General features: G+C 66.4%; 12 protein-coding genes. 3 read left to right on the top strand and 9 right to left on the bottom strand.

Annotated features, from left to right (window positions below; translation table 11 throughout):
* Window positions 1–170: 170 nt before the first annotated feature.
* Entirely contained in the window at window positions 171–2,489 is a 2,319-nt protein-coding gene (locus tag AUP43_RS10105; protein ID WP_067556117.1) for a xanthine dehydrogenase family protein molybdopterin-binding subunit, read from the top strand.
* A 33-nt stretch (window positions 2,490–2,522) separates the two neighbouring features.
* Here the strand turns inward: AUP43_RS10105 and AUP43_RS10110 are convergent, their stop codons facing one another.
* From AUP43_RS10110 to AUP43_RS10150, 9 genes are all read right to left on the bottom strand, one after another.
* The gene (locus tag AUP43_RS10110; RefSeq protein WP_157089306.1) at window positions 2,523–5,987 is read right to left on the bottom strand and encodes a tetratricopeptide repeat protein; all 3,465 of its coding nucleotides are present in this window, start codon (window positions 5,985–5,987) and stop codon (window positions 2,523–2,525) included.
* Window positions 5,984–6,763 carry an OmpA/MotB family protein gene (locus tag AUP43_RS10115; protein ID WP_067556123.1) on the bottom strand — a complete coding sequence of 260 codons (780 nt, stop codon included), beginning with the start codon at window positions 6,761–6,763 and terminating at the stop codon, window positions 5,984–5,986. Before AUP43_RS10115 ends, AUP43_RS10110 begins: the two co-directional genes overlap by 4 nt.
* A 2-nt stretch (window positions 6,764–6,765) precedes the next feature.
* The gene (locus AUP43_RS19240) at window positions 6,766–7,446 is read right to left on the bottom strand and encodes a flagellar motor protein MotB (RefSeq protein WP_067556125.1); all 681 of its coding nucleotides are present in this window, start codon (window positions 7,444–7,446) and stop codon (window positions 6,766–6,768) included.
* 52 nt (window positions 7,447–7,498) lie between these two features.
* Entirely contained in the window at window positions 7,499–8,155 is a 657-nt protein-coding gene (locus AUP43_RS10125) for a protein phosphatase CheZ (protein WP_067556128.1), read from the bottom strand.
* 15 nt (window positions 8,156–8,170) lie between these two features.
* The gene (locus tag AUP43_RS10130) at window positions 8,171–8,557 is read right to left on the bottom strand and encodes a response regulator (RefSeq protein ID WP_067556131.1); all 387 of its coding nucleotides are present in this window, start codon (window positions 8,555–8,557) and stop codon (window positions 8,171–8,173) included.
* A 123-nt stretch (window positions 8,558–8,680) separates the two neighbouring features.
* Window positions 8,681–9,358, bottom strand: a complete 678-nt coding sequence (locus tag AUP43_RS10135; RefSeq protein WP_067556134.1) for a MotE family protein — start codon at window positions 9,356–9,358, stop codon at window positions 8,681–8,683.
* Window positions 9,359–9,394: 36 nt separating this feature from the next.
* Complete coding sequence (locus tag AUP43_RS10140; protein ID WP_067556137.1) at window positions 9,395–9,931, bottom strand: DUF6468 domain-containing protein; 537 nt, start codon at window positions 9,929–9,931, stop codon at window positions 9,395–9,397.
* A gap of 51 nt (window positions 9,932–9,982) precedes the next feature.
* Window positions 9,983–10,951 carry a flagellar motor switch protein FliM gene (fliM, locus tag AUP43_RS10145; RefSeq protein WP_232315027.1) on the bottom strand — a complete coding sequence of 323 codons (969 nt, stop codon included), beginning with the start codon at window positions 10,949–10,951 and terminating at the stop codon, window positions 9,983–9,985.
* An 81-nt stretch (window positions 10,952–11,032) separates the two neighbouring features.
* Window positions 11,033–11,554 carry a flagellar basal body-associated FliL family protein gene (locus AUP43_RS10150; RefSeq protein ID WP_067556144.1) on the bottom strand — a complete coding sequence of 174 codons (522 nt, stop codon included), beginning with the start codon at window positions 11,552–11,554 and terminating at the stop codon, window positions 11,033–11,035.
* A gap of 474 nt (window positions 11,555–12,028) precedes the next feature.
* On the opposite strand from AUP43_RS10150, the gene flgF reads away from it, so the two are divergent.
* Window positions 12,029–12,760 carry a flagellar basal-body rod protein FlgF gene (gene flgF, locus AUP43_RS10155; protein ID WP_084462708.1) on the top strand — a complete coding sequence of 244 codons (732 nt, stop codon included), beginning with the start codon at window positions 12,029–12,031 and terminating at the stop codon, window positions 12,758–12,760.
* Between the two features lie 34 nt (window positions 12,761–12,794).
* Window positions 12,795–13,580 (top strand): flagellar basal-body rod protein FlgG, encoded by a 786-nt coding sequence (flgG, locus tag AUP43_RS10160; RefSeq protein WP_067556150.1) that lies wholly within the window; start codon window positions 12,795–12,797, stop codon window positions 13,578–13,580.
* Window positions 13,581–13,582: the final 2 nt, after the last annotated feature.

Below are 13,582 nucleotides of genomic sequence, written 5' to 3' on the forward strand. Positions count from 1 at the left end.
CCCTCATGCTGAGGAGCCCCGCCAAGGGACGTGGAAGGGGCTCCTCAGCATGAGGCGGCTCACGCCGCCGCCCTCTTTCATGCCTGCCAACCGCGATTAACGGGTGACGCAGGCGGCATGGAGCGGTTTATCATGCCGCCGACCCTGTTTCGTTGAGGGATATCCGGGACATGAACGCACCGCTTTCGTCGCCGCAGCACCAGAACACCGCCATCGGCCGGCCCGTTCCGCGCAAGGAGGATTTCCGGCTGCTGCAAGGCCAGGGCCGCTATAGCGACGATATCTCCCTGCCCGGCCAGGCCTATGCGGCGATGGTGCGCAGCCCCTATGCGCATGGCGTGATCCGCGGCATCGACAGTGAGACGGCGAAGGCCATGCCGGGCGTTCTGGGCGTCTACACCGCCGCCGACATGCGGGATTATGGCGGTCTGAACTTCCAGCTGAAGATTCCCAACCGCGACGGCAGCCCGACCAGGACCACGCCGCGCTTCGCCCTGGCCGCCGACAAGGTGCGCTTCCTGGGCGACCCGGTCGCCTTCGTCGTGGCCGAGACCGCGATGCAGGCGCGCGAGGCGGCGGAAGCCGTTGAAATCGACATCGATTCCCTGCCCGCCATCGCCGACATGAAAGCCGCGCTGGAGCCGGACGCGCCAGAAATCTATGCCGAGGTGCCGGGCAATCTGGCGCTCGACTTCCATTCCGGCGACAGCGCCGCCGTCGAGGCCGCCTTCGCCAACGCCGCGCATGTCGCCCGGCTGGACATCGTGAACAGCCGCATCGTGGTGAATGCGATGGAGCCGCGTGCCGCACTGGGCGAATATGATGCGGCGAGCGGGCGCTGGACGCTGCATGCCGGCAGCCAGGGCGCGTTCCCGATGCGCAATCAACTCGCCAAGGACGTGCTGAAGGTTCCCAACGACAAGGTGCGGGTGCTGACCGGCAATGTCGGCGGCTCCTTCGGCATGAAGGCCCCAATCTACCCGGAATATGTCTGCATCCTGCATGCCGCCAAGGCGCTGGGTCGCCCGGTGAAATGGACCGCCGACCGGTCCGAGAGTTTCCTGTCCGACCAGCATGGCCGCGACCATCTGGTGACCGGCGCGCTGGCGCTGGATGCCGAAGGCAAGTTCCTCGCCGTGCGCTTCGATTTGCTGGCCAATCAGGGGGCCTATCTCTCCACGGTCGGGCCGCTGATGCACACCATGAACATCGTGAAGAACGGCGTCAGCCTGTACCGCTTCCCGCTGATCGAGGTGAACAGCCGCTGCGTGCTGACCAACACCGCCCCCATCGGCCCCTATCGCGGGGCCGGCCGGCCGGAGGCGAATTACTATGTCGAGCGGCTGATCGACACCGCCGCCCGCGAGATGGGCCTGGACCGGGCGGAGCTGCGCCGCCGCAACCATATCCGGCCGAGCGAGATGCCCTATCTGGCCGCCTCGGGCATGTCCTATGACAGCGGCGATTTCACCGCCGTGCTGGACCGGGTACTGGCGCTGGCGGATTGGCAGGGCTTCCCGGCCCGCAAGGCGGAATCGCAAGCGCGCGGCAAGCTGCGCGGCATCGGCATCGGCGATTATCTGGAGGTCACCGCCCCGCCGGCCCAGGAAATGGGCGGCCTGCGCTTCGAGCCGAATGGCGACGTCACCATCATCACCGGCACGCTGGATTACGGCCAGGGCCACGCCACGCCCTTCGCCCAGGTGCTGTCCGACCGGCTGGGCGTGCCGTTCGAGCGCATCCAGCTGCTCCAGGGCGACAGCGACGAGCTGATCGCCGGCGGCGGCACCGGCGGCTCGAAATCGCTGATGGCCAGCGGTGCTGCGATCATCGAAGCCGCCGACAAGGTGGTTGAGAAGGGCCGGGAGCTTGCCGCCTCGGTGCTGGAGGCCGCCAGCGTCGATATCGAATTCGCCGAGGGCCGCTTCACCATCGCCGGCACCGACCGCTCGGTCTCGCTGATGGATCTGGCCGGCCAGCTGGAGCCGGGCGCGCTGGATGTGCAGCACATCTTCGACAATGCGCCCTCGGCCTTCCCGAACGGTTGCCATGTCGCGGAAGTGGAGATCGATCCCGACACCGGCGTGGTCGAGGTGGTGAAATACACCGCCGTGAACGATTTCGGCACCATCGTGAACCCGATGATGGTCGAGGGCCAGGTGCATGGCGGCGTCGCCCAGGGCATCGGCCAGGCCTTGATGGAAAACACCGTGTACGATGCCGACGGCCAGCTCTTAACCGGCTCCTACATGGATTACGCCATGCCGCGCGCCGACAATATGCCCGACATGGTGCAGGATTATCATGCCGTGCCCGCCACCACCAATCCGCTGGGGGCGAAAGGCTGCGGCGAGGCCGGCTGCGCCGGCTCCCTGCCCTCGGTGATGAATGCAGTGGTCGACGCGCTGTCGGTCTACGGCATTACCCATATCGACATGCCGGCCACCCCGCACCGCGTCTGGCAGGCTATCCGCCAGGCGGGGGGATAGGAGCCGCCCGCTTGCCGTAGCGGGGAACGCCGATCAGTTGATCGCGCTGAGCTGGCTGTTCTTCAGCTTTTCGCGGTAGTTGGACAGGAAGGACTGGAAGCGCTGCACTTCCTGGAAGCGCTGGGTCAGCGTCTGCAAATCGGCAAGATCGCCGGAAGTTGTGTTGGTGATCAGCCGGAACGCCTCGCGATAGGGCGTGTTGTCCATGCTCTGCGCGTAATTCTGCCGGATCAGCGCCACCTGCTGGCCATTCTCGCTCATCGAGGCGGAAATCGCCCAGTTCAGCACCGTGGTGGCCTCCGTTTCGGTCAGGTCGCGTTTGCCCTGGATAGGCTGCGCCAGGCGGGCGAAGACGCCGGCGGCGGCCCCCCAATCCTGCTTGCGCCACAGAATATCCGCGCGCAGCAGGTCGGCCTCGCGGGAAGTGTCGCTCTGCAACAGAGCAAGCGCCGGATCGGGCTGGCCGAGATCGAACAGCGCCCGGGCGCGCAGCCGTCCCCGCTCCGCCACCAGTTCACCCGGCATGCCGGGGACCGCGCTTTCGTCCAGCGCGCCGATGGCGGCGTCCGGCCGGCGGTCCAGCAGGCGGATAAGCGCCAGCCGCGCGCCGATGCGGGCCTTGTCGACGCCTTCGAGCCGGAATTTCACCTGCCGGTCGAGCAGATTGGCGGCCCGGTCCAGCAGATCGACGGCTACCAGGCGGTCGGCCAGACGGCGGATCATCTCGTTGCCGCGCGCACCGGGCGGGGTCAGCTCGCGGAAATCGTCATAGAGCGCCAGCGCGGTCAGCGGCGGCATCTGGTCAGCGATGCCGTCGATATACAGCTTGGCGAAGGAATCGGTCATCGTCTGGGTCAGCGTCGCCGTCTCCGGGCTGTCCGGGAACAGGGTGACCGCCTCGCGCATCGTCGCCAGCCCGTTGCGGTAATCATTCTGCGACAGGTACAGCTCGCCCATGCGGCGCAGCAGATCGAATTCCAGCTCGTCGCCGCGCCAGGCGAAACGTAGATTCTCCAGCCGCTGTACTGCTTCGCCCGGGGTGATGCTGCCCTGCGCCAGCTCCTCCTCGATGATTGCGCGGGCGGCGCGGATGCGCGCCCAGCGGTCGGTGCCATCGGCAAGCGGACGCCACAGCGCCATCGCCTCGTCCTTGTCGCCGGCCGAGGCCAGCACGCGGCCGCGCAGGAAATTGATGCGCGCCCGCTCGCTATCCGTCGGCTGGCCGTCGGCCACCACGTTCAGGAATTCCCCGGCGCCGCGATAATCGCCCACGCGGATCGCCGCCTGGGCGGCCAGCAGCGCGATCTCGGTGGTGTAGTTGCGCGGATAATCGGCCGGGATTTCGCCGGCGCGGGCGAATTGCTCCACGGCGGCGTTCCAATTGCCCATCGCCGCCTCCGCAGCGCCGCGCCATAGCGCGATCTCGCGGCTGCCGTCCAGCGCGCGGTCGGACAGGCTCTCCTTCGCCTCGGCATAGCGGCCGGACGCGAAGAAGGACGCGCCACGCAGCGCCTTGAAGCTGGGCACATTGGCAATATCGGGGTCTTCGGTGACGATGGTGCGCAGCAGCCCCTGCGCCTCCACCGCCAGGCCGTTGGCGAAGTAATACTCCGCCAGCTCCATGCGCGGCTTGGTGCGCGCGATGCTGGTCGCGTCGGCGATGGCGAATTGCAGCTGCTGCCGGTCGCGGTAGAAACTATCGCGTCCGCCGCGCCGCCATTGCGTCATCGGGAAGGGCCGGCCGCTTTGCAGGCCCGATTCGCTCTGGTCGCCGAAGGTCGCCTCGCGCTTCGGCACGTCGCGCGACAGGGCCAGACCGCCGCTCTCGGCGCTGGTGATCGCCACGCCGTCCGGCAGGTCGCGGATCGCCACGCCATCGGCGCGCGGAGCGACGACGATGCCTTGCACTGTCGGCAGCAATTCGAACTCGGCGAAGCTGCGTTCACCCTCGATGCCGCGGCCGAGCGGGGCCAGCGGCACGATGTTCAACTCGTCGCCCACTTCCGGATCGCGCACGATGATGGTCTCGCCGATGCCGGTCACCGGAATGAACAGGCGCGGCCCCTGCGGGCTGACCGGCTGCACCTCGGCGTTCAGCGGCACATCCGGGCGGATGCCCTGGGCGCGCAGCTCAACCACCCAGGCATTGCCGTCGCGCCAGACGCGGGGGTTGACGCCCTCCACCAGCCGGGCGCGCAGCAGCGAGCCGACCGGCACCGGCACCTGCTGCGCCTGGGAGAAGACCTGCGTTTCCAGCCCGGTAATGTCGCCGGTCAGGGCAAAACGCCGGCCCTCGTCGAACGCCACCCATAAATGGCCGGCGCGGCGGAACACCGCCGCCGAGACCGCCTGCTGCCATTCGAAGCGCAGCGCCACCATGTCGCCCTCGCGGCGCAGCGTCACCGGCACCGCCTCGCCCGGCAACTGCTCCAGCGCCACCGGCGCGCGGATGCGCTGCGGCTGGGAAGGCCCCAAGGTGGTCGGTGTGGCGGGCGTGGCGGGTACCGCGGAGGTTATCGCCTGCCCCCCGCCCTCGCCGCTGGCTACCGGTGGCACGGCGGGCGCGGCCTGTTGCGCCGGAGCATCGGCGGTCGGGGCGGCCGGGGAAGATGCCGGAGCGTCGGCTGGGGCTGACGTCTGCGCGCTCTGCGGCGGTGCCGGGCGGGGCGGCGTGGGGCGCGGGGGCGTGGGGCGCGGCGCCGCATCGGCTGTCGGCGCGGGTGCTGCCTCGGCCGGATCGAGTACATCGACCACCACCTTTGTGCCGCTGCGGAAATAACGCAGCCGGGCATCGCCGGGAACGCGCAGATCGACCGCGCGTCCTTCCGAGGCCGCGACCGGATCGACCCGGCGGATATTGCGCAGGGGCCGGCTGTTCAAGCTGCCGATCTCATATTGCGCCGGCCGGTCGAAGCGTACCGTCGCGGTGCCGTCGCCGCGATCCACGCTGAACTCGACCGGGCGGTTCCAGTCGAACACCAGCCGGCTGTAGCCGGCATGGTCGCCGCCGCGCACGGTCAGGCGAGGCGCATCCGCCGGTGGGACGGAAGCGGCGGGAGCGGCGGGTATCGGGGCGGCTGCTTGTGGAGCGGCGGCCGGCGGCGCGGCGGCGGCGCCCTGGCGCACCAGGTCGACCACCACAGAGGTGCCGATCTTGAAATTGCGCGCCTCATAGGCCCCCGGCACCAGGGCGAAGATGGCGGAGCGACCGTCCGGAGTCATCGAGCCGCCAGCCAGGAAACTGCGCAGATCGGCCACGGCGGAATCGAGATTGGCGCGGATCGGCCGGTCGAACGTAACGATAAGCGTGTTGCCCTCGACCCGTGACTGCACCTCCATCGACCCCGGCCAATCGAAAACGAGACGGGCATAGCCCTCATGCAGCCCGCCGCGCACCGATATATCCGCCGGCTGGGCCTGCTGGGCGACGGCCGTCTGGACGGTCCCGGCCAACAGGGCCAGGGCCAGCAGCAGAAGGGCGAGCGGCGCGCGCATCATGGGGCCGCCGCAGCCTGCGTCGGATAGATCACCAGATCGACGCGGCGCGCCAGCGCCTCGCGGCGCGGCAGGTCGATGTCGCCGGCGAGCCGGGCGAAGCGTGTATCGGCAAATCCTTGCACTGTCATCGGCTTATCATAGCCGGAGTCGAGCAGCGATGCTGCCACCGACTGCGCGCGCGCCAGCGACAATTCCCAATTGGTCGCATAGGGCCCGGCGCGAATCGGCGCCGGGTCGGTATGGCCGTAAACATCCACGCGGTTGCCCAGATTGCTCAACACCCCTCCTAGGGCGAACAGGGCGCGGCCGGCGGAATCGCCGAGCCGGGCGCTGTTGCGCTCGAACAGAACATCGCTCGGCAGGGAAATCACCAGCCGGTCCGGCAAACGATGAAGCACGCTTCGTGCCAAGACCGGCTCGCCATCCAGATGGGTGCGCAGGACGGAGAAGAGATAATCCAGGTCCAGGGCCGCCTGTCGCCGGTCCGGGTTCAGACCCAGCGCGGTCGGCGGGGCGGCGGCCACTGTCTCCTTGTTCGGGTTCAGCCGGTCGGCCAGCGTCGCCGATAATTCGCGAAACGGCTCCGACTGCGGCGTCGACATGGCGTGCATCATGATGAAGAAGGCCAGGACCAGCGCGATCATGTCCAGGAAGGTCAGCAGCCAGACCGGACCGCCGACCTTGGGCAGGACGATGAAGGGGTCCGGCCCCTCCTCTCCTCCGGCATTGGGGGAAGGGCCGTTCTCATGGCCGAGGGCGAAATTGTCGCGCGCCATCGCTACGGTCCGGTCGCGGCAAAGGTGACGCCCGGCGCATCCGCCGGCAGCACAGTGACGAAGAAGCCGATGCGCTGCGCCGAGCCCGGCATGAAGCCGACCGAAAGCTGGTCCGGCGGCAGGCCAGCCGCGATCAGCGCCTGCGCCAGGGCGCTCATCCGCGCCATCGCGGGCGTCTGAATGCCGGCGCGGGCGGCCGGCAGATCGATGCTTCCGCCCTGCAACAGCTCCACCTCCAGCCGCGTCCCGGCCGGCGGGTTGCGCAGGATTTCCGCGAAGGGCGCGAAGAAAGCCATGCCCCGGGGCGAGATATCCGCGCCGTCGCCGGGAAACAGCGTGGCGACCGGCAGATCGACCCGGTAGACATCGGCGCGGGCCGCCTGGTCCACCGGCTCCAGGGCGAAATATTGCTGGAACAAGGCCCCCAGCTTGGCCGAGGAATCCGCCCCGACGGCCAGACCGCCGGCGGCGATGCCGTCGCCTCCGACGGTGCCGGTGCGCAGAAAGGACGGAAAGCTTTGATTCACGCCCTCGACGACCTGCTGGGCGCGCTCGGTCTCGAAGCTGGACATGGAATGCAGCAGGATGAAAAAAGCGAGCAGCAGCAGATAAAGGCTCAGCAATGCCTGACCGCCGGCTGCTGCCGGGTTGGCCGTCTCTTCCGGCTGCTGCTCTCCGAACATTCCGATTATCGCGGTTCCGCCCCGTACCTTACAGGGTTAATGCATACACCGCTTAGTCGAAACTCGCCAGGATAGCGTCGATATCGGCCTGGGAATTTGCGTTGCCCGGCAGTTGCGGCCCGTTCAGCAGATCGGCATCCGTTGCGGCGGAAGCGGCCGGTTTCGACGCAGCGGCCTTCGGTTTATCCGCCTTCGGAGCGACCACCGCGCCGGACGCGCCGAAAGCCCCCAGCAACTGGCCGACCTTGATTTCGATATGCTGCAGCGTGCGCACCACCTTGGTGATGCGCTGGCCGGTAATATCCTGGAAATTGCAGGCTTCGTAGATGGTGGTCACGGCGTCGGTCGCGCGCGCCGACTGTTCGGCCGGCATCTCGGCGGCGATCTCGGCGATCACGTCGCAGGAATCCAGGATCTTGCCGGTGGCGTCCTCGGTGGCGCCGACCACGGCGGCCAGCTCGTCGGTGGCGCTGGCGATATCATGGTCGCGCAGCTCGTCGGCGCCGATGGTCGCCAGCTCCTCGCGCGTGTTGCGGATGAAGCGCGCTAACTCCTCCAGCTCTCCATAGAGCTGCAAGGCGCCGGGCGAGAGATCGCCGCGGATCGAACCAATCATCTGCTCGACGATCTCGACCACCTCGCCGGTCGTCGGCGCCGGCGCTTCAGCGGCGAGCGATGCCGAGCGACCCTGTTTGGAGAGACCGGACACGGGCCTTCACCCCTCTTAGAAGTTACCGATGACGGCGACGAGCTTCATTTTCAGTGTCGCGGCGTTGAACGGCTTCACGATGTAGTTGTTCACGCCGGCCTGCTTGGCGGCGATCACATTCTCGGTCTTGCTTTCGGCCGTGACCATGATGAAGGGCGTGCTCTTCAGCTTGGCGTCGGCGCGCACCTCCTTCAAAAGCTGGAGGCCGGTCATCGGCTCCATGTTCCAGTCGGAGATGACCAGGCCGTAACTCTTTTCGCGCATTTTTTTCAGCGCCATCGATCCGTCGGTCGCCTCGTCGACATTGTCGAAGCCGATCTGCTTCAACAGATTCCGGATGATCCTCAGCATCGTCCTGTAATCATCGACGATGAGAATTTCCATGTTCATATCGACTGACATCAATCACCTCGGTTGGCGTCACAAAAAACAGGTCGTATATGGTTAACCGCCTGCGGAAGCCACTCTATAAAGAGCTTCATTAAGCAAGCGTTAAGCCGCTCGATTAAAGTGGAAGAAGACGGCTCACTGTTTCGCCGCCTCTTCGAGTTTCGGCATCTGCCGGCGGGCCGCGATCTCCGACGTGATCTGCTGCGCCCGCTTCGGGTCCATATCGGCCAGAATGGGGGCCACCCGGCGCTCGGCCATCCGCTCCAGCAATTGCAGCAGCACCTCGTTTTCCAGATTGTTGAAGATCGCGGCGGCGTCCTTCGGCTTCATCGCCTCGTAAATCTTCATCAGGCGCTGCAATTCCGCTTCTTCCTGCTCGTTATATTTCTTGATCAGCGATTCTATGTCGACGCGGATCGAGGCCAGCTCGCCGATCTTCTTCTCGATGCGCTGCTCGGCGGCGGCCAGCAGCCCTTCCTTCTGCGCCAGGGTCTGCTCGCGCTGGTCCAGCTCCTCGCGGCGGCGCGACAATTCCTGCAGCAATTCGATCTCGGAGCGGCTGAACAGAATCGGGTCGATCGGCTTCTCGCCATCCTTTCCGCCAGCGGCCGAGTTCGGCACCGGCATCGACTGGGCCTTCGGCGCCGGCTGCTGGCCGGGTTGCTGGGCGGGCTGATTCGGTTGCTGCTGCTGCGCGGCCAGCGGCGCCGGCCCGAGGCGGGTGACATCCTGCCAGATATCGCCCAGCTTCACGGTCAGCAACAGCATCACGGCCAGAATGGTCACCGGCAGCAATCGGATCGGCAAGCCCATGGTCGGTCCCTTCAAATTCCTTGTCGCGCGGCGGCGTCAGCGGGCGTTGCGCAAAGCGCGCAGCAAATCGCGCTCGGCCTTGGAACGGCCGCCCATCGCGACATCCTCCTCCTGCTCAACCGCCGGCTCCGGCTGCCCCCTCAATGTCTCGCGGGTCGCCTCCCTGGGCGCCTCCCGGGGCGCTCTTACCCCCTCGGCGGCGAGTCCGGCGGCAAGGCCGGCGGCCAAGCCGGCCGCCCCCCGCTCGTCGCGCGGCGCGCTTCGGATCGCCAGCTTGTCGGCCAGCGCGTCGGCCCGCTCGATCATGAACACCAGCTCGTCGCGGATCGCCACCGCCCGGTCGATCGGTTGCTGTAGCGAGCGTCCGGCTTCATCCGCCGTCGCCTTCAGGCCGCGCACCGAATGATCGGCTTTCTGGGTCGCCTCGACGAAGCGCGCAATCATCTGCTCGATCTCCGCCCGGTCGGCGCGCAGCCGCCCCAGCTTGCGGTTGAGGATCGCGGCATAGACGATGGTGGCGGCGAGCAGCCCCGCCACCAACACTTCCAGGATCAATGACGGATCCAGGTCCATGTCCCACCCCTCTAACGGTCGCGGCCGCCAATCGCCGCGGCTGCCTCTGTTCTACATCTTCCGATGGCGTTTTTCGATGCGGATCGCGATATCGGAGCCCTTGCGCCCCATTTTTCCCCCGAACAGCGTGACGTTGCCGCAGCGCAGATCGATCTGCGAATCCGAATCGGCATCCAGCAGCAGCCGGCTGCCGACCTTCCAGTTCAGCACGTCGCCCAGCGACACCGGCACCTCGTCCAGCACCGCCTCCAGCTCGATCTCGGTGTTCCACAGCTCGGTCGCCAGATGGCTTTCCCAGATCGAGTCGCGACCGAACTTCTCGCCCATGAACATCTGCAGCAGCAGCTCGCGCACCGGCTCCAGCGTGGCGTAGGGCAGCAGCATCTCCAGCCGGCCGCCGCGATCCTCCATGTCGATGCGCAACCGCGCGACGATGGCGGCGTTGGCCGGGCGGGCGATGGTGGCGAAGCGCGGATTGGTCTCCAGCCGCTCGAAGCGGAAGGTCACCGGCGACAGCGGATCGAACGCCGCCGACAGGTCGGACAGAACGACGTTGATGAGGCGCTCCACCAGGTTGCGCTCGATGGTGGTGTAGGGACGGCCCTCGATACGCATCGCCGCCGTGCCGCGCCGGCCGCCCAGCAGCACGTCCACGATGGAATAGATCATCGCCGAATCGACCACCAGCAGACCGAAATTGTCCCACTCCTCCGCCTTGAACACGCCCAGCATGGCGGGCAGCGGGATGGAGTTGAGATAGTCGCCGAAGCGGATCGAGTTGATGTTGTCGAGCGAGACCTCGACATTGTCCGAGGTGAAGTTGCGCAAGGAGGTCGACATCATGCGCACCAGGCGGTCATAGACCACCTCCAGCATCGGCAGGCGTTCGTAGGACACCAGCGCCGAATTGACGATGGCGTGAATGCCGGAATTCTCGCCGTCGCCGGCCCCATCCTCGTCAAAGCCCAGCAGCGAATCGATTTCAGCCTGGTTCAGAACCCGGGCTGTGCCGTCCTCCATGAGGTCGTCATCGCCGGCGGCGGCCCATTCGTCTGCCAAAGCGTCCTGGTCGTTGCTCAAATCACGCCTCCGTCGGGTGCATCACTGCACCAGCATTTCGCGGAACAGCACGTCGCGCACGCGGGCCGGGCGAACGGCCAGATTGACCCGCCGCAGCAGCTCCTCGCGCAGCCGGTACATGCCGGCCGACCCCTGCAGGTCCTCGATCCGCAGCTCCCGCAGATAGACCTGGAAATTATCGATGATGCGCGGCATCACCTCGTTGATCCGGCCGATATCGTTCGGATTCTGCAATTCCAGGCTGACATTCATCTTCAAAAAGGTGCTGCGGCGCCCGGCGCTGTTCAGATTGACGATGATCTCCGGCAGATCGAAGAACACCGCCTGGGCCGGCGGCGGCGGCGGCGCCTCCTGGTCGGTCGCGGGCGCGGCTTCCTGCTTCGGGCCGAGGATGCCGGACAGGTAGACGCCCGCCCCCGCGCCGATCAGCAGCAGCAGCGGCAGCACGATGAAGAGGATCAGCTTCTTGCCGCTGAACTTCTTCTTGCGCGGGCCGTCGCCCCCGCCATCCTCGAAATCTTCGCCGATTGCGTCAGCCGCCATCGCTTCGTTCCATTCCCTAAAGTCCCGGAAGCCACACTTCCGGACGGCGTCCAACCATCACGCAAAAGCCGTGCCTACCGAGCCCAGCGGCGGCATCCGGCAGGGGCCGGGACGGCCCCGCCGGAACCGGACGCCAAAATTAACAGTAATTCTATACCAATCCAGGGGTGTCTTTAAAGCAGCGCTTGGAGATCGCCACGCAACAGCTTGTCGGCGGTGCTGTCGCCACCCCGTCATATTGTGGTCGAGAGGCGCAATCCCCGTTGCGTGCCTGGAAACGGCACTGGACAGATTTTGCCGGGCAAGCCCTTCCGACGGCCCTTTCTGCCGCCCCACGCAGCCTGCCGAGAAGCGCGAAACTCCAGTATTTCCGCCATCTTCATCGATTGGCACACGGCATGCATCAGCTTTGCCGACCGGAAAGGCGGGCCAGGCGGCCCCCAGCGGAAAGATCGGTTCGGGAGCACGAGTTCGATGGAAAACGCATCCTTTATCGCCCTGTCACGGCAAATGGGCCTTCAGCGCGAGCTGTCCGCCATCGCCAATAATGTCGCCAACGGCAATACGACAGGCTTCAAGGGCCAGCGGGTGCTGTTTTCCGAATATCTGGAACAGCCCCGCATCGGCGAGAAGATTTCCTATGTGCAGGACCGGGCGATGGCCTTCGACATGACCGAGGGGCCGTTGCAGAGCACCGGCAACGCCTATGATCTGGCGATCAGCGGCAATGGCTATTTCGTCGTCGATACCCCGGCCGGCCCGCGCTACACCCGCACCGGCAATTTCAAGCCGGACCAGGAAGGCAATCTGGTGACCAGCCAAGGCTATTCGGTGCTGGACGATGCGAACAATCCCGTTTCGGTGCCGATGGACCAGGGGCCGATCACCATCGACGCGCTGGGCTTTCTGCGCACCCAGGACGGGGCGGAGATCGGCCGCATGCAGATCGTCGCCTTCGAGAATCCGCAGGTGCTCGACCGGGCCGGCAACAATCTCTACGTCTCCGTGGCCGAACCGGTCGAGGCGGAGAATTTCAAGGTCGTGCAGGGCGCGCTGGAAGGCTCCAACGTGAATTCGGTATCCGAGATTACCCGGCTGATCGAGGTGCATCGCAGCTACGAGCGCACCTCCAACATGATCCAGCAGGAGCATGACCGCATCCGAGACGGCATCCGCCGGCTCGGCAAGCCCCTGACCTCCTCGTAATAACAAGTCGCCTAGACAGACGGAGTAGACGAAGATGCGAGCTCTCAATATCGCCGCCACCGGCATGCAGGCGCAGCAGTTGAACGTGGAGGTCATCTCCAACAACATCGCCAATATGAGCACGGTCGGCTTCAAGCGGCTGCGCCCGGAATTCCAGGACCTGCTGTACCAGGATCTGCGCCGCGTCGGCTCGCAATCCTCCGACCAGGGCCAGGTGGTGCCATCGGGCCTGCAGATCGGCGTCGGCGTGCGCACCGCCGCCACCTACCGCATCAACGAACAGGGCAGCCTGCTGCTGACCGACAACCAGCTCGACATCGCCATCCAGGGCGAAGGCATGTTCCGCGTCGAACTGCCGAACGGCGAAATCGCCTATACCCGCGACGGCTCCTTCCAGCTTAGCCCGGAAGGCCAGATCGTCACCGCCGACGGCTTCCTGGTGCAGCCCGCCATCGCGGTGCCGCAGAACGCCGTGTCGGTCACCATCAACGCCAGCGGCGAAGTGCTGGCCAAGCTGGACAACCAGATCGAGTTGCAGAATCTCGGCCGCCTCGACCTCGCCGTGTTCCCGAACATGGCCGGCCTGGAGAGCATCGGCAACAATCTGCTGACCGAAACCCCGGCATCGGGCGCGGAGATCGCCGCCAATCCGGGCGAGCCCGGCTTCGGCACGCTGCTGCAAGGCTTCCTGGAAAGCTCCAACGTCAATCCGGTGACCGAGATCACCGCGCTGATCACCGCGCAGCGCGCCTACGAGATGAACTCGAAGGTGATCGAGGCCGGCGACCAGATGATGCAGACCGTCACCCGGCTGCGCTAACC

This window comes from Oceanibaculum pacificum, from assembly GCF_001618175.1.
GTDB lineage: Bacteria > Pseudomonadota > Alphaproteobacteria > Oceanibaculales > Oceanibaculaceae > Oceanibaculum > Oceanibaculum pacificum.

Bases quoted from the DNA above. Each gene is read 5' to 3' on its own strand.
- AUP43_RS10105 (WP_067556117.1), top strand. From the start codon at position 171: ATGAACGCACCGCTTTCGTCGCCGCAGCACCAGAACACCGCCATCGGC.
- AUP43_RS10110 (WP_157089306.1), bottom strand. From the start codon at position 5,987: ATGATGCGCGCGCCGCTCGCCCTTCTGCTGCTGGCCCTGGCCCTGTTG.
- AUP43_RS10115 (WP_067556123.1), bottom strand. From the start codon at position 6,763: ATGGCGCGCGACAATTTCGCCCTCGGCCATGAGAACGGCCCTTCCCCC.
- AUP43_RS19240 (WP_067556125.1), bottom strand. From the start codon at position 7,446: ATGTTCGGAGAGCAGCAGCCGGAAGAGACGGCCAACCCGGCAGCAGCC.
- AUP43_RS10130 (WP_067556131.1), bottom strand. From the start codon at position 8,557: ATGTCAGTCGATATGAACATGGAAATTCTCATCGTCGATGATTACAGG.
- AUP43_RS10135 (WP_067556134.1), bottom strand. From the start codon at position 9,358: ATGGGCTTGCCGATCCGATTGCTGCCGGTGACCATTCTGGCCGTGATG.
- AUP43_RS10140 (WP_067556137.1), bottom strand. From the start codon at position 9,931: ATGGACCTGGATCCGTCATTGATCCTGGAAGTGTTGGTGGCGGGGCTG.
- fliM (WP_232315027.1), bottom strand. From the start codon at position 10,951: ATGGAGGACGGCACAGCCCGGGTTCTGAACCAGGCTGAAATCGATTCG.
- AUP43_RS10150 (WP_067556144.1), bottom strand. From the start codon at position 11,554: ATGGCGGCTGACGCAATCGGCGAAGATTTCGAGGATGGCGGGGGCGAC.
- flgF (WP_084462708.1), top strand. From the start codon at position 12,029: ATGGAAAACGCATCCTTTATCGCCCTGTCACGGCAAATGGGCCTTCAG.
- flgG (WP_067556150.1), top strand. From the start codon at position 12,795: ATGCGAGCTCTCAATATCGCCGCCACCGGCATGCAGGCGCAGCAGTTG.